This window comes from Streptomyces sp. GB4-14, assembly GCF_022696125.1.
GTDB classification, from domain to species: domain Bacteria; phylum Actinomycetota; class Actinomycetes; order Streptomycetales; family Streptomycetaceae; genus Streptomyces; species Streptomyces werraensis.
On record NZ_RZHO01000002.1, the window covers coordinates 2,675,269 to 2,701,483 of the forward strand.

The window sequence follows — 26,215 nt, forward strand, 5'->3', positions numbered from 1 at the left end:
GCGGGCAGCCCGCCCGCTCACTTGGTGCCCACCGTCCGCAGCACCGTCAGCACCAGGGTCCGCGCCGTCTCCACCACCTCCCGCACGCTCACGTGCTCCCGCTCGCTGTGCGCCACCGCGATGTCGCCCGGGCCGTACTGCAGGGCCGGTATCCCCGCGCCGGTGTAGTGCCGCAGGTCGCTGCCGTACGTCGCTCCGCGCCGCCGGGGCACGCCCCCGCCCGTCGCGTCGGCGTGCGCGGCGCCGACCGCGTCCGCGAGGGGGTGCCCCTCGGGCAGCATGCCGCTCGCGAACTGCCCGCCCGGCCAGGTCACCGTCGCCGGGTGGTCGCGCAGCCAGGGGTCCGCGGCGCACGCCTCGGCCACGCACCGCTCCAGCGCGGCGCGCGCCCGGGCCGGGTCCTCGCCGAGCCGTACGCCGAACCTGCCCTCCGCGACCAGCAGGTCCGGCACACTGCTGGCCCAGTCCCCCGCCCGCAGCGTGCCCACCGACAGGCCGTACGGGACCGGGTACTCCGCGAGCAGCGGGTCCGGGTCCCGGTTCCGCTCCTCCTCCAGCGCGGCCAGCGCCCGGTGCAGTGGCAGGTAGGCGTCGACCGCGCTGACGCCCTGCTCCCGGGAGCTGCCGTGCGCGGCCTTGCCCGGCACGGCGATCCGGAACGTCAGGGCGCCCGCGTTGGCGGTGATCAGGGTGGAGGCGGTGGGTTCGGCGATGACGCACGCGTCGCCGGTGTGACCGCGCCGCAGCGTGCCGAACGCGCCGAGGCCGCCGTCCTCCTCGCCGACGACGAAGTGCACGGCGACCCGGCCGCGCAGCCGGATCCCGGCCGCCCGTATCGCGGCGAGCGCGGCGAGGTGCGCCGCCAGACCGGCCTTCATGTCGCACGCCCGCGCCCGTGCACCAGGTCCCCCGTCGCCCGCGGCACGAACGGGTCCCCGTCCCACGCGGCCAGGTCCCCCGGCGGTACGACGTCGACGTGGCCCTGGAGGATCAGCGTCGGCCCGTCGCCCCCGTCGGGCGTCGTCCCGACCAGCCCCCACGCCTCCTCGCGCGGCGCCTCCGTGCCGGGGAAGTCCGGGTCGGCGCGCAGCGCGGGCAGGTCCATCGACCACAGGTCGACGTCCAGTCCCAGCCACTCAAGCCGCCCGGCGAGCTGGTGCTGCAGCTCCGATTCGGCGGCGCTCCCCGTGACGCTCGGCACGGAGATCAGCTCCATCAGCGTCCGCGCGGTCGCCGCAGCGTCCACCGCGGCCAGCGCGGCACTCTCGTCATCGCTCAGCATGAGAACCCCTCCCCTCACCGGGGCCGGCCCGACACGGCCCCCCATGCATCCTGCGCAGCACACGGCGGGTGTACGCCTCCTAGGCGCGGCCCGGCAGGGAGTGCTCCCCGTCCTGCCGGAAGCGCCGGTCCCCTCCTCACCGGAGGCCGGACGTCGGACCGCCGGCCGGCCCCGGCCAGTACTCCGTCCCGGCAGGCGAACGCCCGGTCCTGGCCCGCCGGGCCCCGGCCCGACCTCGCCGCCCGGGACGAACCCGCCACCGGCCCGGTGCGCGGGCGGGTGCCCGGCCCTCCCCAAGGGCGGGGAGGACCCTCCGGACCGGGCACGGCCCGGACGGTCCCGCACCTCGCCGCAAGCGGAGACCCCCATCCCGGCCGGGCACCGCCCCCGCACACGGGCGACCTCGTGCGCCCGACCGCGCGCCCGGCCCCGGTCCGACCTCGCCACGGCCGGAAGCCCCGCCCGGCCCCCACACCACCTCGGACGTCCCCCGGCCCCGCACCACGCCGCAAGCGGAAACCGCCCACATCCTGGCCGGGCACCGCCCAGACACACACGGGAACCTCGTGCGCCCCGCCGGAGCCGGTCGGGCAGTGGCCGCGCAGCGGTTACGGCTCCCGCCGTTCCTCCGTCGCCCCCGCCACCGTGAAGCCCGTGACCGTGCCGCCGCCGTCCCGGTGGAAGGCGTAGGGAGCTCCGCCGTGGGCGAGGGCGACTTCGCGGACGATCGAGAGGCCCAGGCCCGAGCCGGGCAGGGCGCGCGCGTCGGCGGCCCGGTAGAAGCGGTCGAAGACGCGGGTCAGGTCGTCGTCGGCGATGCCGGGACCCCGGTCGCGGACCTCCACCCGTACCGTGCCCGGGCGGGCCGGACCCGCCACGTGGATCTCCACGGGCGCCCGGCCCTCGCGGTCGAACTTGACCGCGTTCTCCACCAGGTTGGACAGCGCCCGGGTGAGCATCCCGGGCCGCCCGTGGGTCGTGGTGTCCCCGCCGGCGTGGACCTGGATCTCGCGTCCCGTGCGCCGCCGGGCGAGGCCCGCCACCTCCTCGGCGACGTCCGCGAGGTCGATCCGCTGAGGCGGTTCCGTGTCGGACTGCCCGGCCGCCAGGTCGACCAGCTCGTTGACCAGGTCGGTCAGCTCCCGTGCCTCCTGGGCGAGGTCGGTCACCAGCTCCTCGCGGCTGTCGGGCGGGAGCTCGTCGATACGGCGCAGCATCGAGATGTTGGTGCGCAGCGAGGTGAGCGGGGTGCGCAGTTCGTGCCCCGCGTCCTGGACCAGCCGGCGCTGGTCCTCCTCGGACTGGGCGAGCCGGCCCAGCATCCGGTCGAAGGCGCGGCCGAGGCGCCCCACCTCGTCGTAGCCGGCGACCGGCACCTGGATGCCGAGGCGACGCGTGCGGGCGACGGCCTCGGCGGTGTCGGTGAGCACCACCAGCCGGCGGGTGATGCGCCGGGCCAGCCACCAGCCGAACAGCCCTGCGGCGACCACCACGGCCGCCATGAGCAGGAACGTGCGCCGCTGCAGCGCCCGCAGCAGGTCCTCCGTGTTGCTGAACTCCTGCGCGACCTGCACCGCGCCCCGGCTGCCGCCCAGGGAGACGGTCGCCACCCGGTAGACGTCGTCGCCGACGTCCACCCCGGCGTGCACGACGACCCGCCCCGCCGTGGCGGCGCCGGCGATCCGGCGGTCGTCGTCCTCCACGGGCAGGCCGGGGCTGCCGGGGTCGACGACCCCGCCGTCCGGCCCGAGCACCTGCACGTCGGTGCGGGCCGGGCGCACCAGGTCGTGTCCGGGCGCGGCGGAGGAGAAGTCGTGCGGCGACATCCGGTTCCGCCGGACCTCCGCTCTCAGGTCCTGCACCACCTCGTCGAAGACGGACTGCTGGTCCACCCGCACCAGCCGCGCGGCCGCGTTGTACGACAGGAAGCCGACCAGCAGCGTCACGGTGGCGGTGACCGCCGCGAACGCCACCGCGAAGGTGGTGCCCAGCGACAGCAGCCGCATCCGGTGACGCGGAACCGACTGCCCGTGCGCGCCGCCGCCGGCCGCCACTCAGCCCTCCCGCAGCACGTAGCCCACCCCGCGCACCGTGTGGATGAGCTGCGGGGCGCCGGGCTCGTCGAGCTTGCGGCGCAGGTAGCCGACGTAGACGGCGAGGTTCTTGGAGCCGGGGCCGAAGTCGTAGCCCCAGATGCGGTCGTAGATGGTGGAGTGCTCGAGGACCACGCCGGCGTTGCGGATGAGCAGTTCCAGCAGCTCGAACTCGGTGCGGGTGAGCTCCAGTTCGCGGTCGCCGCGCCAGGCCCGGCGGGCCTGCGGGTCCATGCGGAGCCCGGCCGCCTCCAGCAAGCGTCCGGACGGCGCGGGCGCCCCGGCCTCCTGGGCGGCGGCCGGCTCGGACTCGGTGGGCGCGGGGGCCGCGCGGCGCAGAAGGGCGCGGAGCCGGGCGAAGACCTCCTCGACGTCGAAGGGCTTCAGGACGTAGTCGTCTGCGCCCGCGTCGAGCCCGGCGATGCGGTCGGCGGTCTCCACCAGCGCGGTCAGTATCAGCACCGGGGTGCGGTCACCCTCGGCGCGCAGCACCCGGCACACCTGGAGTCCGTCGATGCCGGGCATCATCACGTCGAGCACCAGCACGTCGGGCCGGCTGCGGTGGGCCTGCGCGAGGGCCTCGACGCCGTCGGCGACGGCCGTGACGCGGTAGCCCTCCAGGGTCAGCGCGCGCTCCAGCGCGTTGCGGATGGCGCGGTCGTCTTCGGCGAGCAGAACGGTGTGCGGCACCCGCCCAGTGTGCCAAGCCGCCGGGGCCGGCCGGTCCCGGCGGCCGTCCGGGCCCCCGCTTCTTACCGCCGTCTCACCCGCCAGGGCGCAGCGCGGCGAGCCGTTCCTCGAAGGGGGTCACGTTCTCGAACGTGTCCTTCTTGGGGAGCGGGGCGCCCCCGGGCGTCCCGCGCCGGTGCGCGGCCACGGGGTACCGGCCCGCGCTGTCGCCGGGCGCGTTCCCGGGCCCGGGCGAGCGCTGCCCGTCCGCGGCCCCAGGCGACGCGTGACCGTCGGGACCCGGCCCGCTGCCTGCGGGACCGCCGCCCTGCGAGGGGCCCGGGCCGCCGTGCACGGGTACGGCCGCCTGTCCCGGCGACGGGTGACCGTCCGGACCCGAGCCGCGGACCGGAGCGGCGGCCTGCCGGAGTGCCGGGCCGCCCGGGGCGGCCTCCGCGCCGGTCAGGGGCGGCGGGACGTCCCGCGGGCCGGGAACGCCGGCCGGAGCCGCCTGCCGAGGCACGGCTCCCGCGCCCGCCGCCCAGGCGACCAGCTCCCTCGCCGCCCGCCCGATGCGGGCGTCCAGCCCCTCCGCGCCCCAGTCCTCCGACGCCGCGTAGACGCCCGTCGGGACGACGACCGCGCGGAGGTAGGAGAAGAGGGGGCGGAGCGCGTGGTCCAGGACCAGGGAGTGCCGCGCGCTGCCGCCCGTCGCCGCGACCAGCACCGGCGTGCCGGTCAGGGCCTCCGGGTCGGTGGAGCTCAGCGCGTCGAAGAACGACTTGAACAGCCCGCTGTACGACGCAGAGAACACCGGCGTGACGACGATCAGCCCGTCCGCCCCGCTCACCGCGTCGAACGCCTCCGACAGCGCGGGGCCGGGGAAGCCGTTGGTGAAGGTGTGCGCGATCTCCACGGCGAGGTCCCGCAGCTCGACCACCCGGACGTCGCCGGGCTCCGCGCCGGACGCGGCGACCGCGGCCGAGGCGAGCCGGTCGCCCAGCAGCCGCGTGGACGACGGCACGCTCAGCCCTGCCGACACGACGACGATCCTCATGTCCGTGCCCCTTCCTGGGCGGCAGCGGCGCCCTTGCGCGCGGCGCCCAGCAGCGAGGCGTGCGTGGGCGCCTCCGGCACGTCCGCCGGACGGTTCTTCGCGAACTCCTTCCGCAGCACCGGCACGACCTCCTCGCCGAGCAGGTCGAGCTGCTCCAGCACGGTCTTCAGCGGCAGCCCGGCGTGGTCCATCAGGAACAGCTGGCGCTGGTAGTCGCCCGCGTAGTCGCGGAAGGACAGCGTCTTCTCGATCACCTGCTGGGGGGAGCCCACGGTCAGCGGGGTCTGCGCGGTGAACTCCTCCAGCGAGGGCCCGTGCCCGTACACCGGCGCGACGTCGAAGTACGGCCGGAACTCGCGCACCGCGTCCTGCGAGTTCTTCCGCATGAACACCTGCCCGCCGAGCCCGACGATCGCCTGCTCCGGGGTGCCGTGTCCGTAGTGGGCGTACCGGCTCCGGTACAGCTCGACCATCCGCTTCGTGTGGTCGGCCGGCCAGAAGATGTTGTTGTGGAAGAAGCCGTCGCCGTAGTACGCGGCCTGTTCGGCGATCTCCGGCGAGCGGATGGACCCGTGCCAGACGAACGGCGGCACGCCGTCCAGCGGGCGGGGCGTGGAGGTGAAGCCCTGCAGCGGGGTGCGGAAGCGTCCCTCCCAGTCGACGACGTCCTCGCGCCACAGCCGGTGCAGCAGGGCGTAGTTCTCGATCGCCAGGTTGATGCCCTGGCGGATGTCCTGGCCGAACCAGGGGTAGACCGGGCCGGTGTTGCCGCGGCCCATCATCAGGTCCACCCGGCCGTCGGCCAGATGCTGGAGCATCGCGTAGTCCTCGGCGATCTTCACCGGGTCGTTGGTGGTGATCAGCGTGGTGGAGGTGGACAGCAGCAGCCGCTCGGTGCGGGCCGCGATGTAGCCGAGCATGGTCGTCGGCGAGGACGGCACGAACGGCGGGTTGTGGTGCTCACCGGTCGCGAACACGTCCAGGCCCACTTCCTCGGCCTTCAGCGCGATGGCGACCATGGCCTTGATCCGCTCGCGCTCGGTCGGCGTGCGCCCCGTCGTCGGGTCGGGGGTGACGTCCCCGACGCTGAAGATCCCGAACTGCATGGCCGCTCACCTTCCAGGTTGTTGACGGTTCAACTATACCCCTGGAACGACGCCCCGCCCCGTCCTATTCCGCCTGCCCGGACACGGCCTCGCGATCCCCCGTCCCCACCGGGACCGGCTCCCCCGCCCGCAGCCGGGCCGCCTGCTCGGCGCCGTACTCCGTGGTGCGCCGCATGTGCTCGACGAACAGCGCGAGCTCACGGTCGTCCAGGTCGTCGAAGAGCGCGAACCAGCCGCTCCCGACCCGCTCCCACACCCGCGCCACCTCGGCGACCCGCTCCGGCACCGGCGCGACCAGCACCAGCCGCCGGTCGCCCGCGTCCCGCGCCCGCACCACGTACCCGGCCCGCTCCAGCCGGTCCACCAGCCGCGTCGCCGACCCGGTGGTCAGCCCCGTCAGCTCCGCGATCCGCCCGGTCGTCACCGGGCCGGGCTCCAGGGTGAGCAGGTTCAGGCACTGCAGGTCGGTCGGGTGCAGGCCCAGACGGTCGGCGAGCGCCTGGTTGAACAGCGCGTACGACGCCATGTACCGCCGGGCCACCACCGCCAGCTCCGCCATCAGCCACGCCCGCCGCTCCCCCGGCGGCCCCGCCGCCGTCGCCCTGTCCCCGGCCCGTCCGTCCGCTGCGTCCGTCACGGGGGCATGTATCCCTCGGACCGCGGCGGCGCAGGCGCCCTCCAACAGGTGACGCGGCCCGTGCCAAGCTGCCGACATGCTGATCCTCCGCTCCGCCGCCCTGTTCGTCCTCGCCGCGATCCTGGAGATCGGCGGCGCCTGGCTGGTCTGGCAGGGCGTGCGCGAACACCGCGGCTGGATGTGGGCGGCCGGCGGTGTGCTCGCCCTCGGCGCGTACGGCTTCGTCGCCACCTTCCAGCCCGACGCCCACTTCGGCCGGGTGCTCGCCGCGTACGGCGGGATCTTCGTCGCCGGGTCGATCCTGTGGGGCGTCGTCGCCGACGGCTACCGCCCGGACCGCTGGGACATCACCGGCGCGCTGGTGTGCCTGGCCGGCATGGCGCTCACCATGTGGGCCCCTCGCGGGGGCTGACGAGCGCCCCCCGCCCTCTTTTCGCCCCCGCTTATGCTGGCCGGGCGCGCTCGCACCGCACGCGCCCGCCGCCCGCCCCGAGGAGCAGCCCATGGCCACCGCCGTACCGCCCGCCGCGTCCCGTATCGCCGTCGTCACGGGCGCGAGCAGCGGGATCGGCGCCGCCACGGCACGCAGGCTCGCCGAGGCCGGCTACCGCGTCGTCCTCACCGCCCGCCGCAAGGACCGCATCGAGGCGCTCGCCGAGGAGCTGACCGCCGCCGGGCACTCCGCGACGGCGTACCCCCTCGACGTCACCGACCGCGCCGCCGTCGACGAGTTCGCCACCGCGTTCCGCACCGTCGGCGTGCTGGTCAACAACGCGGGCGGCGCGCTCGGCGCGGACCCGGTCGCCACCGGCGACCCGCAGGACTGGCGCACGATGTACGAGACCAACGTCATCGGCACCCTCAACCTCACCCAGGCCCTGCTGCCCAAGCTGGACGCGAGCGGCGACGGCACGGTCGTGGTGGTCTCCTCCACCGCCGGGCACGCCACCTACGAGGGCGGGGCGGGCTACGTCGCCGCCAAGCACGGCGCGCACGTCCTCGCCGAGACCCTGCGCCTGGAGATCGTCGGCCGCCCGGTGCGGGTGATCGAGATCGCGCCCGGAATGGTGAAGACGGAGGAGTTCGCCCTCACCCGCTTCGGCGGCGACGCGGAGAAGGCCGCCAAGGTCTACGAGGGCGTCGCCGAGCCCCTCACGGCGGACGACGTGGCCGACACCATCGCCTGGGCCGTGACCCGGCCGCCGCACGTCAACATCGACCTGCTGGTCGTCCGCCCCCGCGCCCAGGCGTCGAACACCAAGGTGCACCGGGAGGCACGGTGACCACGGACGGCGAGCGGCGCCGTCTGGAACTGGAGAAGAAGCGCGAGCGCTACGTCTGGCTGTACCTCGGCTACTTCCTCTTCGGCATCCACATCGTGGCGTTCGTGATGATCTACGCGGTGAGGCACGCCCCGTAGGGCCATCCTGTACGCATACGGGGGACCGGCCCCCGACACCGAGGAGGACGGGCCATGCGCGACGTGACCTACGCGATGGGCATCTCGCTCGACGGCTACATCACCGGGCCGGACGGCGGCCTCGACTGGTCGGCGCCCGAGGAGGAGGTCTTCCGCTTCTGGATCGACGAGACCCGGAAGCTCGGCGTCCATCTGCTCGGCCGGCGGCTCTACGAGACGATGCTCTACTGGGAGACCGCCGCCGACGACCCGTCGCTCGGTGACGCGGAGCGCGAGTGGGTCGAGGTGTGGAACCCCCTGCCCAAGGTGGTCTTCTCCCGCACGCTCACGGAGGTGAAGGGCAATGCCCGCCTGGCCTCCGGCAGCGTCGCCGAGGAGATCGCGCGGCTGCGGGAGGAGCCGGGCGAGGGTGAGATCGCGATCGGCGGCGCGGCACTCGCCGCCGAGGCGGCCGCGGCGGACCTGATCGACGAGTACCGCACGGTCGTCCACCCGGTCCTGGTCGGCGGGGGCACCCGCTACTTCCCCCACGACGAGCGCCGCGTCCACCTGGACCTCGTGGAATCCCGCATGCTCACACCGAACGTGGCGTACCTCCGCCACCGCGTGCGGAGGTGACCCCGCGCGCGGTGGGGGCGCTCAGCCTTTCACGCAGACGACCTGCTTCAGCTTCGCCACGACCTCGACGAGGTCGCGCTGCTGGTCGATGACCTGCTCGATCGGCTTGTACGCGGCCGGGATCTCGTCGACCACGCCGGAGTCCTTGCGGCACTCCACGCCCTGGGTCTGCTCCGCCAGGTCCTTGGCCGTGAAGCGCCGCTTGGCCGCGTTCCGGCTCATCCGCCGGCCGGCGCCGTGCGACGCCGAGTTGAACGACTTGTCGTTCCCCAGCCCCTTCACGATGTACGAGCCGGTGCCCATCGAGCCCGGGATGATCCCGTACTCGCCGGAGCCCGCCCGGATCGCGCCCTTGCGGGTCACGAGCAGGTCCATGCCGTCGTAGCGCTCCTCGGCCACGTAGTTGTGGTGCGCGCTGATCTCCGGCTCGAAGGTCGGCTTGGCCTTCTTGAACTCCTTGCGGACCACGTCCTTCAGGAGCGCCATCATGATCGAGCGGTTGTACTTCGCGTATTCCTGCGCCCAGAACAGGTCGTTGCGGTAGGCCGCCATCTGCGGGGTGTCCGCGACGAAGACCGCGAGGTCCCGGTCGACCAGGTTCTGGTTGTGCGGGAGGCTCTGGGCGACGCCGATGTGGTGCTCGGCGAGCTCCTTGCCGATGTTGCGGGAACCGGAGTGCAGCATCAGCCAGACGGAACCCTCGGTATCCGTACAAACTTCAACGAAATGATTGCCCCCTCCGAGCGTGCCCATCTGCTTCGCCGCCCGCTCCTCACGGAACTTCACCGCGTCCGCGACCGAGCCGAACCGGGTCCAGAAGTCGTCCCAGCCGCCCGTCGCGAAGCCGTGCAGCCGGCCGGGGTCCACCGGGTCGTCGTGCATCCCCCGCCCCACCGGAATGACCTGCTCGATGCGCGAGCGCAGCCGGGACAGGTCGCCCGGCAGGTCGTTCGCCGTCAGGGACGTCCTCACCGCCGACATGCCGCAGCCGATGTCCACACCCACGGCCGCCGGGCACACCGCGCCCCGCATCGCGATGACCGAGCCGACCGTCGCGCCCTTCCCGTAGTGCACGTCCGGCATCACGGCCAGGCCCTCGATCCAGGGCAGCGTGGCGACGTTCCGCAGCTGCTGGAGCGCGCCCTCCTCCACCGTCGCCGGGTCCGTCCACATCCGGATCGGCACCTTCGCGCCCGGCAGTTCCACGTACGACATGACGTCCTCATTCCCCCGGAAAAACAACAGAAGTCTCTTAACGCAAAACCGGCGCCAAGGTCGATGAAAAGGGACAGGGGACCGGCGTCCGCGGCAGTGCGTGCGATACACATTGTCTGCGAACGGCTCCCCCCTGCGGCAAGCGAATAACCAGCGGGGACACTGGAAGGATCCGGCGGGCAACGGCCCGCACCCACCGTCGAGAGGACCTGGACCGTGCAGCGGAAGGCGTACGGACCCGGCGTCGCCGCGCTCCTCGCGGCCGTACTGGCCGGCTGCACCGGCAGCCCGGACAGCGGCGGACAGGCGGACGACTCCAACCCGGGCGGCGCCGGCACGGCGACCCAGGCGGCCCAGCCCGGCCGGTACGCCACCCTTCCCGAGCCCTGCGGTGCCGTCGGCGACCGCACGCTGGAGGAACTCCTGCCCGGCCTCACGGAGTTGACCGACGAGCAGCAGCGGGAGAAGGCGTACGCGGGCGAGGCGACGCTCACCTACGACACCGACCGCAAGGTGGGCTGCCGCTGGAAGGTGGAGTCGCTCGCCGCGACCGACCGGCTGCTGGTCGACTTCGAACGGGTCGTCTCCTACGACAACGCGGTCAGCGACGACGCCCAGGCCGAGGAGCTGTTCGCCCGGAAGCGGACGGCGGCTCAGCTGCCCGTGCCGACGGTGACGGGCTCCGGCTCCCCCTCCCCGACCGGCTCCGGCGCGAGCACCGGCCCGGCGGACCCGCGCGGGTCCGCGACGGCGTCCGGTCCGCCCTCGTCACCCTCGTCCACCGCGTCGCCCTCCGTCGCCCCGTCCGACCTCCAGCCGCGGGTGCTGGAGGACCTCGGCGACGAGGCGTTCCTCGACGACGCGCTCGACAGCTCCGGATCGACCGTCCAGGAGCGCACCGTCACTGTGGCGTTCCGCACGTCCAACGTCATCGTGACCATCGAGTACGCGGAGCAGCCGGTGACCGTCGGAGCGGTCCCGGACAGCAAGGAAATGCAGGACAGGGCCCGGAAACTGGCCGTCGAGCTGTCCGACTCGCTGGGCGCCTGACCCTCGTTCACCGCCCCTCCACGCTCTCCGCGAAGCCCGCGAAGTACGGCCGTACGGGTGACAAGACGCGTACCGTGACCCCTCGGACACCGTTCCGACCGCAGGGAACACGAGCGTCATGAGTGAAGGAACCATGCAGCGACGAGCACAGCGAGAGCAGCCCGAGCGAGCCAAGCGCCTGACCCGCGTCCTTGTCTGCGCGGCAGCCGTCCCCGTGATGCTGGTCGCCACCGGCTGCTCCTCGGACTCCGGCTCCGACGACGGCGGCGGCGAGAAGGCGGCTAGCGCCTCCGCGTCGGCGAGCCCGTCCCCGACCGTGCAGGCGGCGGCGTACCGGACGCTGCCCGAGGCGTGCGGGGTGCTGAGCAAGAAGACCCTCAAGGAGCTGGCGCCCAAGGCGAAGTCCGGCAAGGAGGGCAGCTCGGACGACGTGGCGTCGCGGGCCAGCTGCTCCTGGAGCAGCCTGGACAACAACGGCGTCAAGGGTTCGCAGTTCCGCTGGCTGAACGTGTCGCTGCTGCGCTTCGAGTCGGACACCACGCGCGGCCCGGGCGACAAGCTCGCCCAGGAGTACTACGACAAGCAGGTGCGCGAGGTCCGTGCGACGCCGGGCGCGAAGAGCCTGAGCGCCCAGCCGCTGACCGGGACCGGCGACGTGGCGACCGCGGTGCGCTACGACCTGAAGAAGAAGGAAGGCACCTTCAAGCAGCAGACGGTCGTGGCACGCGTGGAGAACGTGGTCGTCACCCTCGACTACAACGGCGCGGGCCTGGCGGGTGACAAGACGCCGGACGCCGACGACCTGATGGCGGACGCGCGGAAGGCGGCCAAGGAGGCCGTGCTGTCCGTGACGCGGGCCAACGGCCCGGGCGCGGCGAGCGGTTCGCCGTCCGCCCCGGCGTCGGGCAGGCCGACGGCGACGGCCTCCGAGGCGCCCTCGGCGTCCGCCTCCGGCAAGAGCTGACCTGGCCGAACCAGAACCGGCCACCCGTTCCCCGTACACATGTGCCACTCTGTTGCGCGCAACAACACGCACTGGGAGGGGAGTACGGGTGGCCGCGCCCATTCAGCTGACACGGATGCACCGGGTTCTCATCGGCGTGGTCGTCTCCGGTGCCGTCGTCATCGCCGGGATCGGCTTCGCCGGTTCGTACGCGGCGGTCCGTGAGCTGGCCCTGAAGAAGGGCTTCGGCGACTTCAGTTACGTCTTTCCGATCGGCATCGACGCCGGCATCTGCGTCCTGCTGGCGCTGGATCTGCTGCTGACGTGGATCCGCATCCCGTTCCCGCTGCTGCGGCAGACGGCGTGGCTGCTGACGGCGGCCACGATCGCCTTCAACGGCGCCGCGGCCTGGCCGGATCCGCTCGGTGTGGGCATGCACGGCGTGATCCCCGTGCTGTTCGTGGTCTCCGTGGAGGCCGCCCGGCACGCGATCGGCCGGATCGCCGACATCACCGCCGACAAGCACATGGAGGGCGTCCGGCTCACCCGCTGGCTGCTCTCGCCGGTGCCGACGTTCCTGCTGTGGCGGCGCATGAAGCTGTGGGAGCTGCGCTCCTACGAGCAGGTGATCAAGCTGGAGCAGGAGCGGCTGGTCTACCAGGCCCGTCTGCGCTCCCGCTTCGGCCGCGCCTGGCGCCGCAAGGCCCCGGTCGAGTCCCTGATGCCGCTCCGCCTCGCCAAGTACGGCGTCCCCCTCGCCGACACGGCTCCGGCGGGTCTGGCGGCGGCGGGCATAGAACCGGCCCTGCTGCCCCCGGCGCCCGAACCCGCCGCCGCCGCGGGCAGTCGTGCCGCTGGGCCGGCGCAGGTGCCGTCCGGTGAGCCGCGGCTGGAACTCGAGCCGGAGCGCAGGGCCGAGGAGCCGTCCAACCCGTGGCTGCACGCCCGCGACCCCCAGTCCGTGGAGTACCACGGCGACTACGACCCCGACTTCGACCCGGACGAGTACGCCCGCTGGATGGCCGAGCAGCGCCAGGCGGAGCAGTACGAGGACCAGTACCAGGAGGAGCCGCCCCTCCGGGAACCCGCCCCGGAGGAGACCGGCGCCTTCCCCATCCCGGTCATCCCGGGCGGCCGCACCCGGGAGCTGGGCGAGGGCGGCGCCGCACCCGACGCGGAGCCGGACGAGGAGGCCTACTACCAGGTCTTCAAGAAGTCGATCAACGGCAGCTACCCGACGCCCCGTGAGTTCGGCGACAACGTGGAGGCCGAGTTCAGCCGTACCCTCCCGCCCGAGGAGGCCAAGCGCATGGTCACCCGCTTCACGAACCGCTTTAACGCGGAACTGGAGGAGGACCACATCGCCTGACCGGCGGCCACGACGCCGAAGGGGCGCCCGGTGTTCACCGGGCGCCCCTTCGTCGTGGGTGTGCGCGCTACGCGCCGAGCAGGTGCCGCACCCTGTCCTGGCCCACCGCCAGCAGCAGGGTCGGCAGGCGCGGGCCCGTGTCGCGGCTGACCAGGAGGTGGTAGAGGAGGGCGAAGAAGGACCGCTGGGCCGTCTTGATCTCCGGGGGGAGCTCCTTGGGCGTGGCGTCGGCGGAGAAGCCCGCCTGGACCTTCGGGACGCCGTAGACGAGGTGGGTCAGGCCGTCCAGGGACCAGTTGCCGGCGAGGCCGTCGAGGAGGAGCCGCAGGGACTCCCGCGCCTGCTCGTCCAGGGTCTTCAGCAGCTCCGTGTCGGGCTCGTCGCGGACGATGGTGCGCTGGTCAGCGGGGACGTGGGTGTTGATCCACGCCTCGGCCTTGTCGTAGCGCGGGCGGGCCTCGTCGAGGGAGGCCAGCGGGTTCGCCGGGTCGAGGTCGCTGAGGATGCGCAGCGCCTGGTCCTCGTGGCCGGCGGTGATGTCGGCCACCGAGGCCAGCGTGCGGTACGGCAGCGGGCGGGGCGTGCGCGGCAGTTCACCGCTCGCCGTGCGCACCGCGCGGGAGTGCGCGGCGACGTCGGCGGGCAGCGCGGAGCCGTCGGCGACCTTGGCCTCGAGCCGGTCCCACTCGTCGTAGAGGCGCTGGATCTCCTGGTCGAAGGCGACCTTGAAGGACTGGTTGGGCCGGCGGCGGGCGTACAGCCAGCGCAGCAGCTGCGGCTCCATGATCTTCAGGGCGTCCGCCGGGGTGGGCACGCCGCCCTTGGAGGACGACATCTTCGCCATGCCGCTGATGCCGACGAACGCGTACATCGGGCCGATCGGCTGCTTGCCGCCGAAGATCCCGACGATCTGCCCGCCGACCTGGAACGACGAGCCGGGCGAGGAGTGGTCCACGCCGCTGGGCTCGAAGATCACGCCTTCGTAGGCCCAGCGCATCGGCCAGTCGACCTTCCAGACCAGCTTGCCGCGGTTGAACTCGTTGAGCCGGACCGTCTCGGAGAAGCCGCACGAGGTGCAGGAGTAGGTCAGCTCGGTGGAGTCGTCGTCGTACGACGTGACGGTGGTGAGGTCCTTCTCGCAGTTGCCGCAGTACGGCTTGTACGGGAAGTACCCGGCGGAGCCGGAGCTGCCGTCGTCCTCGGCGGCGGCGCCGGACCCCTCGGCGGCCTCCAGCTCCGCCTCGTCCACCGGCTTCTGCTGCTGCTTCTTCGCCGGGGTCTTCTTGGTGCGGTACTGCGCGAGGATCGCGTCGATGTCCCCGCGGTGCCTCATGGCGTGCAGGATCTGTTCGCGGTAGACGCCGGAGGTGTACTGCTGCGTCTGGCTGATCCCGTCGAACTCCACGCCCAGCTCGGCCAGCGACTCGACCATCGCGGCCTTGAAGTGCTCGGCCCAGTTCGGGTACGCCGAGCCCTTCGGGGCCGGGACCGAGGTGAGCGGCTTGCCGATGTGCTCGGCCCAGGTCTCGTCCACGCCGGGGACGCCCGCCGGCACCTTGCGGTAGCGGTCGTAGTCGTCCCAGGAGATCAGGTGGCGCACCTGGTACCCGCGGCGGCGGATCTCGTCGGCGACCAGGTGCGGGGTCATGACCTCGCGCAGGTTGCCCAGGTGGATGGGGCCCGAGGGGGACAGCCCGGACGCGACGACGACCGGTTTGCCCGGGGCCCGACGCTCCGACTCCTCGATGACCTCATCCGCGAAACGGGAGACCCAGTCGGTGGTCTCGGTGCTCTGAGCCACGATCGGCACGTCCTTCTTTCTGCTCGGGCAGCCGGTACGGTCGCACGGCTGACCGTGCCATTCTCCCAGCTCCCCCGGCCACCGCGAAAACCCCTTTTCACCGGCCCGAGCACGGCCCGGGCGCGGCCCGGGCGCGGCCCGGTGCACGGCCCGGGAGAGCCCGCGGGAGGCCGCCCGCGCCCCCGCGCGCGGGAAAAACCGCTTTACCCCCCGTGGGATACTGACCGTGTCTATCTGAACCCACGAGGAGAACGGCACCCACTCCATGGCCTCGGTCACATCGCTCACCGATCTCGTCAGCAAGCAGCTCACGTCCGCCCTCTCCGCCACCCGGCCGGAGGCGTCCGCGGACCCGCTGCTGCGACGCAGCGACCGGGCGGACTTCCAGGCCAACGGGATCCTCGCGCTGGCGAAGAAGGCGAAGGCCAACCCGCGGGACCTGGCCACCGAGGTCGTCTCCCGCATCACCACCGGTGACGTGATCAAGGACGTCGAGGTGTCCGGCCCCGGCTTCCTCAACATCACGATCGCCGACCGGGCCGTCCTGGAGAACCTGGCCGCCCGGTACGCGGACGACACGGGCCGCCTCGGCGTGCCCCTCGCCGAGAAGCCGGGCATCACGGTGATCGACTACGCCCAGCCGAACGTGGCCAAGGAGATGCACGTCGGTCACCTGCGGTCCGCGGTGATCGGCGACGCCCTGCGCGGCATGCTCGACTTCACCGGCGAGAAGACGATCGGCCGGCACCACATCGGCGACTGGGGCACCCAGTTCGGCATGCTCATCCAGTACCTGATGGAGCACCCGGGCGAGCTGGCCCCGGCCTCCGAGGTCGACGGCGAGCAGGCCATGTCGAACCTCAACCGGGTCTACAAGGCCTCGCGGGCCCTCTTCGACGCCGACGAGGCGTTCAAGGAGCGGGCACGCAAGCGGGTCGTCGCCCTGCAGTCCGGCGACAAGGAGACCCTCGAGCTGTGGCAGCAGTTCGTGGACGAGTCGAAGGTCTACTTCTACTCGGTCTTCGAGAAGCTCGACATGGAGATCCGCGACGACGAGATCGTCGGCGAGTCCGCCTACAACGAGGGCATGCCCGAGACGGCGCGGCTGCTGGAGGAGATGGGCGTCGCGGAGCGCTCCGAGGGCGCGCTGGTGGTGTTCTTCGACGACATCCGCGGCAAGGACGACAAGCCGGTCCCGCTGATCGTGCAGAAGGCCGACGGGGGCTTCGGCTACGCGGCCTCCGACCTCACCGCGATCCGCGACCGGGTCTTCGGCCTGCACGCCACGACCCTGCTGTACGTGGTGGACGTGCGGCAGTCGCTGCACTTCAAGATGGTCTTCGAGACCGCCCGCCGGGCCGGCTGGCTGAACGACGACGTCACCGCGCACAACATGGGCTACGGCACGGTGCTGGGCGCGGACGGCAAGCCGTTCAAGACCCGTGAGGGCGAGACCGTCCGGCTGGAGGACCTGCTGGACGAGGCCGTGCAGCGGGCCGCCGAGGTGGTCCGGGAGAAGGCCAAGGACCTCACCGAGGAGGAGATCCAGGAGCGGGCCGCGCAGGTCGGCATCGGCGCCGTGAAGTACGCGGACCTGTCGACGTCGCCGAGCCGCGACTACAAGTTCGACCTGGACCAGATGGTCTCGCTCAACGGCGACACCTCGGTGTACCTCCAGTACGCGTACGCGCGTATCCAGTCGATCCTGCGGAAGGCCGGGGACGTGCGTCCTGCCGCGCACCCGGAGCTGGAGCTGCACGAGGCCGAGCGGGCGCTGGGGCTGCACCTGGACGCGTTCGGGGACACGGTGTTCGAGGCGGCGGCGGAGTACGCGCCGCACAAGCTGACGGCGTACCTGTACCAGCTGGCGTCGCTGTACACGTCGTTCTACGACAAGTGCCCGGTGATCAAGCCGCAGCCGCCGCAGGACGTGGCGGAGAACCGCCTGTTCCTGTGCGACCTCACGGCCCGCACGCTGACCAAGGGCATGGCCCTGCTGGGCATCAGGACGCCCGAGCGGCTCTGACGCCCTGACGGCCCTACGGCACGCGGCCCGTCCACTCCCTCGGGGGGAGCGGACGGGCCGCGGTCGTCAGGCCCGCAGCGCCGTCCCCAGCCTCCGCAGCCCCTCCGCGATCTCCTCCGGCGTCTGCGTGACGAAGCACAGGCGGAGGGTGGAGCGGTCCGGCTCACCCGCGTGGAAGGGGGCGCCGGGGACGTACGCCACGTCGTGCCGGACCACCTCGGGCAGCAGGGCCGTGGTGTCGTACGAGGACGGCAGGCGGACCCAGAGGAACATGCCGCCCTCGGGACGCGACCAGACCGAGCCGTCGGGGAGCGCGTCGGGGAGGCCGGCCAGCATGGCGTCCCGGCGCTCGCCGTAGACGCCCGCCACCCGGCGGACGTGGGCGTCCAGGTCGCGGTCGGCGAGGTAGCGGGCGGCGGCGAGCTGGTTGACGGTCGGGGTGTGCAGGTCGGCGGCCTGCTTGGCGACGGCGCAGGCGCGGCGGATCCCCTCGGGCGCGCGCAGCCAGCCCAGCCGCAGCCCGGGCGCCATGATCTTGGAGAGGCTGCCCAGCAGCACCGTGCGGTCCTCCGCGCCCGGGTGGGCGGCGATCCACGGCACCCGCTCGCCCTCGTACCGCAGTTCGCCGTACGGGTCGTCCTCGACGATCCACAGGCCGCGCCGCGCGGCGACCTCGGCGACGGCCGCCCGGCGGGCGGCGGGGAGGGTGCGGCCGGTGGGGTTCTGGAACGTCGGCACGGTGTAGAGCAGCTTGGGCCGCTCGCGGGCCACCAGCTCCTCCAACGCCTCCGGGTCCAGGCCGTGTTCGTCGCCGGGCACCGCGACGACCCGTGCTCCGGCGAGGCCGAAGGACTGAAGTGCCGCGAGATAGCTGGGGTCTTCGACCAGCACCGTGTCGCCGGGTTCGAGCAGCGCCGTAGCGAGGAGGGACAGCGCCTGCTGGGAGCCGGTGGTGACGAGCAGTTCGTCGGGCGAGGTCACCAGCCCGCGTGCGCGGGCGCGTTCGGCGAGCGCGGCCCGCAGCGCCGGTTCGCCCTCGGTCGTGGAGTACTGCAGCGCCCGCGCGGGCATCTCGGCGAACACCGCGCGGTACGCCTCCGCCATGCCGTCCGCGTCGAACAGCTCCGGCGCCGGGAGACCGCCCGCGAAGTTGATCACCTCGGGGCGGGCGGTGACGGCGAGGATGTCCCGGACGGGGGAGCCGCCGACCGCCGAGGTCCGCGCGGCGAGGCGGGGGGTGGGAGCGGGGGCGGCCGGAGCGGGGGCGGCGGGCGGCTCGGTGACGGTCATGCACGGCTCCTGGGGCTGGCTGGGTGACGGTGCGTGCCCGCAGCCTAGAAAAACGCGTGCCTTCTACATGCGCCTTTCCGCGATCCGGACGCCCGCCGCGTTCGCCTACTCCAGTTTCGTCGTCCCCTCGGGCACCCAGCCGTCGCCGCCGATGGGGAACTCGTACGCCGGGCGGCCCGTGTTGCCGCTGGTGCGGAAGGGCCGGCCCTCGTCGTCGACGGTGAGGGTGCCGCTGCGGTCGCCGCTGGACCACTTCAGCTCCAGGTACCAGTCGACGTCGTAGGCGGAGACGGAGGCGGTGATGTGGTACACCTCCGGGTCGGACTCGCTGACCTTGAACGGGAAGTCGTCGTTGCCCGGTTCGGGCGTCAGGGACGGCCGCGCCGAGTCCAGGGAGACGGCGAACGCCCGTGTCGGGACGCCGCCACCGCAGCCCACGCCGGGGTAGGCCATGGCGTAGTCGTTCCAGGCGAGCGGCGCCCGCTTGCCGGCGACCCGCACGGTGAGGCCGTCGACGACCACGGTCTCGGGGCCGGTGCCCTGCACGGTGAGCCGCAGGTACTGCTGCCCCGAGGACACCGCGCCGTGCGCCGCGACCCAGGCCGCGGCGCCTTCCTCCAGCGGCGGCGGTTTCATCTCGCCCGCCGGCTTGTCGGCCAGGTACCGCTGCGAGCAGGGGCTCTCCCACGCGTACGGGTCCACCTGCACGGTGACCGGCACACCGCTCCTCCGCCGCTCGCCGTCCGGGGCGCCGGCGGGCGCCGAGCCGGCCGGCGTCGTGGCCGGGCTCCTCTCCTTGGCCGAGGCGGACGGGGAGGCGCCGGAGGAGGACGACGGCGGGGCGGATGTGAGGACGCGTCCCCCGGCGGTCACCCCGGCCGCGCCGGCCGGGCGGTCCCGTCCGGTGCCGGCGTCACCGTCCGAGCCGCCACCGCCCGGCAGTCCGACGGCGAAGGTGACCCCGGCGGCCACGGCGGCGACCGCGATGCCCGCGAGGACGGCCATACGGGTACGACGGCGGGCGGGGGCGGGGTCCGCGTCCGAGTCCCCGCCGGTTTCCGTCGCCCGGTCCCCTCCTACGGGGCCGGTAATCGTTGGGCCAACCGGGTCCCCGGACGGCGCCTGTGCCGGAGGTGCGTCATCGGTGGCCGTCTCCCCCGGTCCTGTGCCCGCGTCCACCTCCGCCGAAGGCGTCCCGGCGACAGCCGCGCCCTTCCGCCCCCGCACGGCGTCCGCCAGCACCCACCGCCGGTGCAGCTCGACGAGTTCCTCGGGCCGCGCCTTGCACAGCCGGGCCAGCCGCTCGACCGGGGCGTAGTCGGCCGGCACCGCGTCCCCGTTGCAGTACCGGTGCAGGGTCGACGTACTCATGTGGAGCCGCTTGGCGAGCACCCCGTAGCTGAGCCCCGACCGGTCCTTCAACTCCCGCAGCAGCGCGGCGAAATCCGCCGCGGCCGTCTGTTCCGACACCGTTCCTCCACTCCCCCGTGTCCCGTTCCACCGTTCCAGGGGACGGCCGTTCCCCCAGGTCGGAGCGGTATGAGCGTTCCAGCGTCCCGGAAGGCCCGTCGGCTGTGGCGGCCGGGACGGTTCACACCGCACGCTCTGGTCATCCAAGCACGCCGCTCCCTCCGACCGGTCGAGCGGCTGCGCCAAGTCCCTATCGATGACAAGGAATCCGCCATGCGTACCTCTCGCCTTCAGCTGCTCGCCGCCGCCGGTGTCGCCGTCGCCTCGCTCGCCCTGACCGCCTGCCAGGACGGCACGGGCACCCGCGACGAGGGCGCCTCCGACACGCAGCCCGTCGCGTCGGCGCCCTCGGCAGCCTCCTCGCAGACGCCGGAGGAGTCCGCCTCGGGCAGCGGCGGGAACGGCTCCACCGCGAACGGGTCCGGCTCGAACGGGTCCGGAGGGGACGCGGCCGGCTCCGGCGACAACGGCAGCAAGGGGTCCTCGGCCGGCAAGGGCACCGCCTCGGGCGGGTCCGACGACGCTCCGGCGACGTTCAACCCCTGCAACGGCTCGAACACCTCCGTCAGCGCCGCGCCGGTCTCCCGCCCGGTGAACCACATGCTGATCACGGTGAAGAACACCGGCTCGAAGAACTGCGACCTGACCTACTACCCGGTGCTGCGCTTCGACGAGATGCAGTGGGTGCCGCAGCCGGTCGAGGAGTCCAAGCCGCAGGCCGTGGTCACCCTGGCCCCGGGTGAGTCGGCGTACGCGGGCGTCCTGCTGTCGGCGGCCGACGGCAGCGGCTCGGGCGGCGCCACCGGCAAGAAGCTCGCCGTCGGCTTCCAGGGCCGCACCCCGAACAGCGACGGCGGCCCCGCCGCGATCCCGTCCCTGCCAGCCGCGGGCGTGTACTACGACAGCAGCCTGACGGTGACGTACTGGCAGTACTCGATGGACGACGCGCTCACCTACTGAGCCGGGCGCCGGGCGCGCCCGTAAACCGGGTGCGGGCGCCGGCCGTCCACGTCGACGATGGGCGGGTTCCCCTGCGGCAGCGGGAGGGGAACCCGCCCACGACCATGTGAGGAACGCACTGTGCAGTCCAGGGACCGGCTCCGGACCCTCCTGAGGGTGTACGACGACCCCCGTCACCTCGACGCCCCCCGTGACCACGACGCGGAGGCGACGGTGGGGCGCTTCACCCGTCTCGCCGAGGCACTCGAAGGGCGCTTCGGGCCGTCCTGTCGTACGGGCCTGTTCCAGGACGCGAGTGTCCACGGCGTCGTCCGGGTGCCCACGGAGGCGACGGGCTTCGGTCTGGCGCTGTGGGTCGAGCTGAGCAACTTCGGCAGCTTCGTCACCGCGGGCGCGGGCAGCGGCTGGGACGCGCCCGGTGCGGCCACGGACCTGCCCGCGGAGTACGTCACCTGGCTCGACGCGGTCTGCGCGGCGGCGGGATGCGTGTTCGTCCCGCTCGACCTGCTGCTGGAGCCGTACGACGGCCCGTCCCCGACGTGGGCGGACGAGGACGAGGCGCTCGTACGGGCCCTCGAGGCGGCCGGCGAGCCGGTCGACGACGAGGACGGCGAGGACCGCACGCCGGTCTGGGCCGACCGGTACTTCCAGTGGGTCTGAGCCCCGGGGGAGCGCGGGTCAGCGCAGGGTGAGGGCGACCTCGGTGGCCCAGTAGGTGAGGATGCTGCGCGCCCCGGCGCGGCGGATGCCGGTGAGGGACTCGAGGATCGCCTTGTCGCGGTCGATCCAGCCCTTCTCGGCGGCGGCCTCGATCATCGCGTACTCCCCGGAGATCTGGTACGCCACGACCGGCACGTCCACCGCGTCCGCGACCTTCGCGAGGACGTCGAGGTAGGGGCCGGCCGGTTTGACCATGACCATGTCGGCGCCCTCCTCCAGGTCGAGCTCCAGCTCGCGCATCGACTCGCGGAGGTTGGCCGGGTCCTGCTGGTAGGTGCGGCGGTCGCCCTGGAGCGAGGAGCCCACGGCCTCCCGGAAGGGACCGTAGAAGGCCGAGGCGTACTTCGCGGTGTACGCGAGGATCGCGACGTCGTCCCGGCCGATCTGGTCGAGGGCGTCGCGGATGACGCCGATCTGCCCGTCCATCATCCCGCTCGGGCCGACCACGTGGGCGCCCGCGTCGGCCTGGACCTGCGCCATCTCGGCGTACCGCTCGAGAGTGGCGTCGTTGTCGACGCGGCCCTGCTCGTCGAGGACGCCGCAGTGGCCGTGGTCGGTGAACTCGTCGAGGCACAGGTCGGACATGACGAGCAGGTCGTCGCCGACCTCCGCGCGGACGTCCCGCAGGGCGACCTGGAGGATGCCGTCCGGGTCGGTGCCCGCGGTGCCGACGCCGTCCTTCTTGGGCTCCTCCGGCACACCGAACAGCATGATCCCGGAGATGCCGGCGGCGACGGCCTCGGCGGCGGCCTTCTTCAGGCTGTCCCGGGTGTGCTGCACGACACCCGGCATCGACGAGATCGGCACCGGCTCCGTGACGCCCTCGCGCACGAAGGCCGGGAGGATGAGGTCGGCGGGGTGCAGGCGGGTCTCGGCGACCATGCGCCGCATCACCGGGGAGGTGCGCAGACGCCGCGGGCGCGTGCCGGGGAAGGATCCGTACGTCGTCATATCACCTACGCTACGCCCGCCCGACCCGTGCCTTTGCCGACGCCCAGTCGGCGCGGACGGGGGCCGGAGGGGGCAGCGGACGGGGGCCGGACGGCTCCGGGACGTGAGCGGGTCCGGGGCCGGACGAGGGCTCCGGAGGCCCGCCGTGCGGCTCCCGCGTGGCGGGACCATGCTGGAGGAAGGGCCCGGACGGCCGGCGCCGGGACCGCCCCGGACCCGGCCCGCCACCGTCCCTCCGTACCGCGCGCCACGGAGGTCGCCATGGTCACCCTGCACGGGACGCCCGACCTGTTCGCCCTGTCGGAGATCCGCGGCCCGGTGCTGCGCCCCGGCGACGACGGCTACGCGCAGGAGGTCACGGGCTTCAACCTGGCCGCCCGCCGCACTCCCGACGTGGTGGTCGGGGCGACGGGCGCCGACGACGTGGTGACCGCGCTGCGCTGGGCGTCGGCCACCGGGACGCCCGTCGCCGTCCAGGCGACCGGCCACGGCGCCAACTACCCGCTCGACCACGGGCTGCTGATCAGCACCGCGCGGATGACGGACGTACGGGTGGACCCGGAACGGGGCACCGCGACCGTCGCGGCCGGGGTGCGCTGGCGGGACGTGACGGAGGCGGCCGCCCCGTACGGCCTCGTGGGGCTGTCCGGCACCTCCTCGGGCGTGGGCGCGGTCGGCTACACGGTGGGCGGTGGCCTGCCCGTCCTGGGCCGCGCCTACGGGTACGGCGCCGACCTGGTCCGCTCCTTCCACGTCGTGACCCCCGACGGGACGCTCCACGAGACGGACCGGGACCGCGAGCCCGACCTGTTCCGGGCGCTGCGCGGCGGCAAGGGCGCGGTCGGCGTGGTGACGTCGATGGTCACGGAGCTGCTGCCGCTGCGGACCCTGCTCGGCGGTGGCATCTGGTTCCCCGGCGAGCACGCGGAGGCCGTGCTGACCACCTGGTCCGGATGGATTTCCACGGTGCCGGACCGGATGTGCACGTCGTTCACGCTGCTGCGGCTGCCGCCGCTCCCACAGGTCCCGGAGCCGCTGCGGGGCGGCTTCTGGGCGCGGGTCGCGGTCGCGTGGACCGGCGATCCGGACGAGGGTGAGGAACTGCTGGCGCCCGTGCGGGAGGCAGCCCCGGTGGCCGTCGACACAGTGGAGGTCATGCCGTACACGGAGGTGGACCGCATCTACACGGACCCGCAGGATCCGCTTCCGGCGCGGGAGTCGTGCCTGCTGCTGCACGAGCTGACGCCGGTCGCGGTCCGGACGTTCCTCGACCAGGTGGGCCCGGACGCGGGCGACTGCCCGCTGCTGCTCGTCGGCCTCCGGCACATGGGCGGCGCCCTGTCCCGCCCGGGGTCCGGCCCGGACATGATCTGCGCCCGGGACGCCGAACACCTCCTGGAGTCGGTCGGGGTGGTCGCCACCCCACCCGACGCGGTGGCCGTCGAACACGCCACTGCCGCTCTGCACACCGCGATGTCGCCGTACGGCACCGGCCGCACGATGGTCAACATCCACGGCGCCCCGGGCGACACCGCCGACCGGGCCCGCGCCTGGACCCCGGAGGTCCACGCCGATCTGCTGCGCCTCAAGCACGCCCACGACCCCGCGGACCTGCTCCGCTTCGGCCACACCCCCTGAGCCGGCGCGGGACCCGTCGGATACGGTGCTCGTCTTCCGCGGACGTACTCCGCGACCGTACGACGAAGGGGGCACCGGAGCGTGCGCAGCGCCGCCGTGACGACCGAGGGCGACCGCATCCGATGGGTCGAGCTGCCGGGCCGGGACCCGGCCCGGGTGTACGTCCACGGCCTGGGCGCCACCTCCCCCGCCTACTTCACGGGGACGGCCGTCCATCCGCTGCTCGCCGGGCACCGCTCCCTGCTGGTCGACCTGCTCGGCCACGGCCACAGCGACCGGCCCACCACGTTCGCCTACACCCTGGAGGACCACGCGGACGCCCTCGCCGAAGCGTTGCGCGCCGCGGAGGTCACCGGCGCCGAGGTGGTCGCGCACAGCATGGGCGGCTCGGTCGCCGTGGTCCTGGCCGCCCGTCACCCGGAGCTGGTGTCGCGGCTGGTCCTCGTCGACGCCAACCTGGACCCGCTGACACCGCGGCGGGGCGCCCTCGGCAGCCGGGGCATCGCGGCGTACGGCGAGGAGGAGTTCCTCGCGGGCGGCTGGCGGGAGGTGCGCGACCGGGCGGGCGAGCTGTGGTGGTCGACGATGCGGCTGGCGGGCCGGGAGGCCCTGCACCGCAGCGCCGTGCATCTGGTCCGCGGCACGACCCCCACCATGCGGGAGCTGCTGCTCGGCCTGCCCGTCCCGCGCACCTTCCTGTACCCGGAGGCCGACGGCCCCTTCCCCGGCGCGCCGGTCCTGGAGGCGGCGGGCGTCCGCGTCGTCCCGGTCCCGGACTGCGGCCACAACGTCATGCTGGACAACCCGGAGGCCTTCGCCCGCGAGACGGCCGAGGCACTGGCCTGACCTGCTTCCCGATCCGCCGGAGGGACCGACATGCGACTGCGCTGTGCCGTGCTGGACGACTTCCAGGGCGTCGCCACCACGCTCGCCGACTGGGGTCCCGTACGGGACCGGGTGGACGTGACCGCGTTCCGCGAGCACATCGCCGAGGAGGGCGAACTCGCGGCGCGGCTGGCCGACTTCGACATCGTGGTGACCCTGCGCGAGCGGGTCCCGTTCCCCGCCTCGCTGCTGGACCGGCTCCCCCGGCTGAAGCTGATCGTCGCGTCCGGCATGCGCAACTCGGTCATCGACTTCGCGGCCGCCGGGCGCAACGGCGTCACCGTCTGCGGCACCCGCAGCTTCCCCACCCCGCCCGTGGAGCTGACCTGGGCGCTGCTGCTCGGGCTCGCCCGGGGTCTGGTCACCGAGAACAACGCCCTGCGCGCGAACGGCCCCTGGCAGTCGACGGTCGGCGCCGACCTGCACGGCCGCCGCCTCGGCCTGATCGGCCTGGGCAAGATCGGCAGCCGGGTGGCACGGGTGGGTCTCGCCTTCGGCATGGAGGTCACGGCGTGGAGCCCTCACCTCACCGGGGAGCGCGCGGACGAGGTGGGCGTCGGACTGGCGGTCTCCAGGGAGGAGTTGCTGCGCACCAGTGACTTCGTGTCCCTGCACCTCGTCCTCGGCGACACCACCCGGGGTCTGCTCGGCGCGCCCGAACTGGCTTTGATGAAGCCGACCGCCTACCTGGTCAACACCTCCCGCGCCGGGCTCGTCGACCAGGACGCCCTGCTCGCCGCCCTGCGTGAGGGCAGGATCGCGGGCGCGGCGGTGGACGTCTTCGACACCGAGCCGCTCCCCTTCGACCACCCCCTGCGCACGGCGCCGCGCCTGCTGGCCACCCCGCACCTGGGCTACGTCTCCGAGCTCAACTACCGCACGTACTACGCGGAGGCGGTCGAGGACATCGAGGCGTACCTGTCGGGCGCGCCGGTCCGCAGACTCCACCAGGGCGGGGCGTGGGCCTGACCCGCTGTCTCTCTTTGGCTCTGTCCGGCGGCCCCTCTTTGGCTCT

At 73.4% G+C, this 26,215-nt stretch carries 22 protein-coding genes and 2 pseudogenes; 13 read left to right on the forward strand and 11 right to left on the reverse strand.

What is annotated here, in order from left to right:
* Positions 1-17: 17 nt before the first annotated feature.
* From ELQ39_RS13315 to ELQ39_RS13340, 6 genes and pseudogenes are all read right to left on the reverse strand, one after another.
* Positions 18-1,282, reverse strand: a pseudogene (locus ELQ39_RS13315) (ArgE/DapE family deacylase).
* Between the two features lie 608 nt (positions 1,283-1,890).
* On the reverse strand, positions 1,891-3,288 hold the full coding sequence (locus tag ELQ39_RS13320) for a HAMP domain-containing sensor histidine kinase (protein WP_242595605.1): 1,398 nt from the start codon (positions 3,286-3,288) through the stop codon (positions 1,891-1,893).
* Between the two features lie 48 nt (positions 3,289-3,336).
* A complete protein-coding gene (locus ELQ39_RS13325; protein WP_190005273.1) occupies positions 3,337-4,065 on the reverse strand; it encodes a response regulator transcription factor in 729 nt (242 codons plus the stop codon).
* 478 nt (positions 4,066-4,543) lie between these two features.
* A pseudogene (locus ELQ39_RS13330) lies at positions 4,544-5,101 on the reverse strand (CE1759 family FMN reductase); the annotation flags it as partial.
* Positions 5,098-6,207, reverse strand: a complete 1,110-nt coding sequence (locus tag ELQ39_RS13335; RefSeq protein ID WP_190005274.1) for an LLM class flavin-dependent oxidoreductase — start codon at positions 6,205-6,207, stop codon at positions 5,098-5,100. The pseudogene ELQ39_RS13330 and the gene ELQ39_RS13335, both read right to left, overlap by 4 nt.
* 64 nt (positions 6,208-6,271) lie before the next feature.
* Positions 6,272-6,766 carry a MarR family winged helix-turn-helix transcriptional regulator gene (locus tag ELQ39_RS13340; protein ID WP_242595606.1) on the reverse strand — a complete coding sequence of 165 codons (495 nt, stop codon included), beginning with the start codon at positions 6,764-6,766 and terminating at the stop codon, positions 6,272-6,274.
* Positions 6,767-6,920: 154 nt separating this feature from the next.
* Between ELQ39_RS13340 and ELQ39_RS13345 the strand changes: the two genes are divergently transcribed.
* The 4 genes from ELQ39_RS13345 to ELQ39_RS13360 all read left to right on the forward strand — a co-directional run bounded on the left by ELQ39_RS13345 (position 6,921) and on the right by ELQ39_RS13360 (position 8,882).
* Positions 6,921-7,256 carry a YnfA family protein gene (locus tag ELQ39_RS13345; RefSeq protein ID WP_242592002.1) on the forward strand — a complete coding sequence of 112 codons (336 nt, stop codon included), beginning with the start codon at positions 6,921-6,923 and terminating at the stop codon, positions 7,254-7,256.
* A gap of 91 nt (positions 7,257-7,347) precedes the next feature.
* Positions 7,348-8,127: an SDR family NAD(P)-dependent oxidoreductase gene (locus ELQ39_RS13350; protein ID WP_242592003.1), complete on the forward strand. Its 780-nt coding sequence runs from the start codon at positions 7,348-7,350 to the stop codon at positions 8,125-8,127.
* Positions 8,124-8,264 (forward strand): hypothetical protein, encoded by a 141-nt coding sequence (locus ELQ39_RS13355; RefSeq protein ID WP_242592004.1) that lies wholly within the window; start codon positions 8,124-8,126, stop codon positions 8,262-8,264. Before ELQ39_RS13350 ends, ELQ39_RS13355 begins: the two co-directional genes overlap by 4 nt.
* 54 nt (positions 8,265-8,318) lie before the next feature.
* Positions 8,319-8,882: a dihydrofolate reductase family protein gene (locus tag ELQ39_RS13360; RefSeq protein ID WP_225644687.1), complete on the forward strand. Its 564-nt coding sequence runs from the start codon at positions 8,319-8,321 to the stop codon at positions 8,880-8,882.
* 21 nt (positions 8,883-8,903) lie between these two features.
* Here ELQ39_RS13360 and ELQ39_RS13365 read toward each other — a convergent pair whose 3' ends face one another.
* Positions 8,904-10,097 carry an RtcB family protein gene (locus ELQ39_RS13365; protein WP_242592005.1) on the reverse strand — a complete coding sequence of 398 codons (1,194 nt, stop codon included), beginning with the start codon at positions 10,095-10,097 and terminating at the stop codon, positions 8,904-8,906.
* A gap of 216 nt (positions 10,098-10,313) precedes the next feature.
* On the opposite strand from ELQ39_RS13365, the gene ELQ39_RS13370 reads away from it, so the two are divergent.
* The 3 genes from ELQ39_RS13370 (at position 10,314) to ELQ39_RS13380 (ending at position 13,459) form a co-directional block, all read left to right on the forward strand.
* Positions 10,314-11,147, forward strand: a complete 834-nt coding sequence (locus ELQ39_RS13370; RefSeq protein ID WP_242592006.1) for a DUF3558 domain-containing protein — start codon at positions 10,314-10,316, stop codon at positions 11,145-11,147.
* 118 nt (positions 11,148-11,265) lie between these two features.
* Positions 11,266-12,111: a DUF3558 family protein gene (locus tag ELQ39_RS13375; RefSeq protein ID WP_190005282.1), complete on the forward strand. Its 846-nt coding sequence runs from the start codon at positions 11,266-11,268 to the stop codon at positions 12,109-12,111.
* Positions 12,112-12,199: 88 nt separating this feature from the next.
* Entirely contained in the window at positions 12,200-13,459 is a 1,260-nt protein-coding gene (locus ELQ39_RS13380) for a DUF2637 domain-containing protein (RefSeq protein WP_225626964.1), read from the forward strand.
* 67 nt (positions 13,460-13,526) lie between these two features.
* Here the strand turns inward: ELQ39_RS13380 and lysS are convergent, their stop codons facing one another.
* The gene (gene lysS, locus ELQ39_RS13385) at positions 13,527-15,269 is read right to left on the reverse strand and encodes a lysine--tRNA ligase (RefSeq protein WP_242592007.1); all 1,743 of its coding nucleotides are present in this window, start codon (positions 15,267-15,269) and stop codon (positions 13,527-13,529) included.
* A 256-nt stretch (positions 15,270-15,525) separates the two neighbouring features.
* Between lysS and argS the strand changes: the two genes are divergently transcribed.
* A complete protein-coding gene (argS, locus tag ELQ39_RS13390; RefSeq protein WP_242592008.1) occupies positions 15,526-17,286 on the forward strand; it encodes an arginine--tRNA ligase in 1,761 nt (586 codons plus the stop codon).
* 66 nt (positions 17,287-17,352) lie between these two features.
* Here the strand turns inward: argS and ELQ39_RS13395 are convergent, their stop codons facing one another.
* Entirely contained in the window at positions 17,353-18,576 is a 1,224-nt protein-coding gene (locus ELQ39_RS13395; protein WP_242592009.1) for an aminotransferase-like domain-containing protein, read from the reverse strand.
* Positions 18,577-18,681: 105 nt separating this feature from the next.
* A complete protein-coding gene (locus ELQ39_RS13400) occupies positions 18,682-20,046 on the reverse strand; it encodes a helix-turn-helix domain-containing protein (RefSeq protein WP_242592010.1) in 1,365 nt (454 codons plus the stop codon).
* Positions 20,047-20,259: 213 nt separating this feature from the next.
* Between ELQ39_RS13400 and ELQ39_RS13405 the strand changes: the two genes are divergently transcribed.
* Entirely contained in the window at positions 20,260-21,006 is a 747-nt protein-coding gene (locus ELQ39_RS13405) for a DUF4232 domain-containing protein (protein WP_242592011.1), read from the forward strand.
* Between the two features lie 156 nt (positions 21,007-21,162).
* Entirely contained in the window at positions 21,163-21,666 is a 504-nt protein-coding gene (locus ELQ39_RS13410; protein WP_242592012.1) for a hypothetical protein, read from the forward strand.
* An 18-nt stretch (positions 21,667-21,684) separates the two neighbouring features.
* Here ELQ39_RS13410 and hemB read toward each other — a convergent pair whose 3' ends face one another.
* A complete protein-coding gene (hemB, locus tag ELQ39_RS13415; RefSeq protein WP_242592013.1) occupies positions 21,685-22,677 on the reverse strand; it encodes a porphobilinogen synthase in 993 nt (330 codons plus the stop codon).
* Positions 22,678-22,938: 261 nt separating this feature from the next.
* Here hemB and ELQ39_RS13420 point away from each other — a divergent pair, with 261 nt between their 5' ends.
* From ELQ39_RS13420 to ELQ39_RS13430, 3 genes are all read left to right on the forward strand, one after another.
* Positions 22,939-24,315 (forward strand): FAD-binding oxidoreductase, encoded by a 1,377-nt coding sequence (locus tag ELQ39_RS13420; protein ID WP_242592014.1) that lies wholly within the window; start codon positions 22,939-22,941, stop codon positions 24,313-24,315.
* 81 nt (positions 24,316-24,396) lie between these two features.
* Positions 24,397-25,161, forward strand: a complete 765-nt coding sequence (locus tag ELQ39_RS13425) for an alpha/beta fold hydrolase (protein WP_242592015.1) — start codon at positions 24,397-24,399, stop codon at positions 25,159-25,161.
* A 30-nt stretch (positions 25,162-25,191) separates the two neighbouring features.
* On the forward strand, positions 25,192-26,169 hold the full coding sequence (locus tag ELQ39_RS13430; RefSeq protein ID WP_242592016.1) for a D-2-hydroxyacid dehydrogenase family protein: 978 nt from the start codon (positions 25,192-25,194) through the stop codon (positions 26,167-26,169).
* Positions 26,170-26,215: the final 46 nt, after the last annotated feature.

What these genes read in the sequence shown, in the direction of transcription:
- ELQ39_RS13335 (WP_190005274.1), bottom strand. Translation starts at nt 6,207, where the DNA reads ATGCAGTTCGGGATCTTCAGCGTCGGGGACGTCACCCCCGACCCGACG.
- ELQ39_RS13395 (WP_242592009.1), bottom strand. Translation starts at nt 18,576, where the DNA reads ATGACCGTCACCGAGCCGCCCGCCGCCCCCGCTCCGGCCGCCCCCGCT.
- ELQ39_RS13360 (WP_225644687.1), top strand. Translation starts at nt 8,319, where the DNA reads ATGCGCGACGTGACCTACGCGATGGGCATCTCGCTCGACGGCTACATC.
- ELQ39_RS13375 (WP_190005282.1), top strand. Translation starts at nt 11,266, where the DNA reads ATGAGTGAAGGAACCATGCAGCGACGAGCACAGCGAGAGCAGCCCGAG.
- ELQ39_RS13350 (WP_242592003.1), top strand. Translation starts at nt 7,348, where the DNA reads ATGGCCACCGCCGTACCGCCCGCCGCGTCCCGTATCGCCGTCGTCACG.
- ELQ39_RS13420 (WP_242592014.1), top strand. Translation starts at nt 22,939, where the DNA reads ATGGTCACCCTGCACGGGACGCCCGACCTGTTCGCCCTGTCGGAGATC.
- argS (WP_242592008.1), top strand. Translation starts at nt 15,526, where the DNA reads ATGGCCTCGGTCACATCGCTCACCGATCTCGTCAGCAAGCAGCTCACG.
- ELQ39_RS13320 (WP_242595605.1), bottom strand. Translation starts at nt 3,288, where the DNA reads ATGCGGCTGCTGTCGCTGGGCACCACCTTCGCGGTGGCGTTCGCGGCG.
- ELQ39_RS13365 (WP_242592005.1), bottom strand. Translation starts at nt 10,097, where the DNA reads ATGTCGTACGTGGAACTGCCGGGCGCGAAGGTGCCGATCCGGATGTGG.
- hemB (WP_242592013.1), bottom strand. Translation starts at nt 22,677, where the DNA reads ATGACGACGTACGGATCCTTCCCCGGCACGCGCCCGCGGCGTCTGCGC.
- ELQ39_RS13345 (WP_242592002.1), top strand. Translation starts at nt 6,921, where the DNA reads ATGCTGATCCTCCGCTCCGCCGCCCTGTTCGTCCTCGCCGCGATCCTG.
- ELQ39_RS13340 (WP_242595606.1), bottom strand. Translation starts at nt 6,766, where the DNA reads ATGGCGGAGCTGGCGGTGGTGGCCCGGCGGTACATGGCGTCGTACGCG.
- ELQ39_RS13430 (WP_242592016.1), top strand. Translation starts at nt 25,192, where the DNA reads ATGCGACTGCGCTGTGCCGTGCTGGACGACTTCCAGGGCGTCGCCACC.
- ELQ39_RS13405 (WP_242592011.1), top strand. Translation starts at nt 20,260, where the DNA reads ATGCGTACCTCTCGCCTTCAGCTGCTCGCCGCCGCCGGTGTCGCCGTC.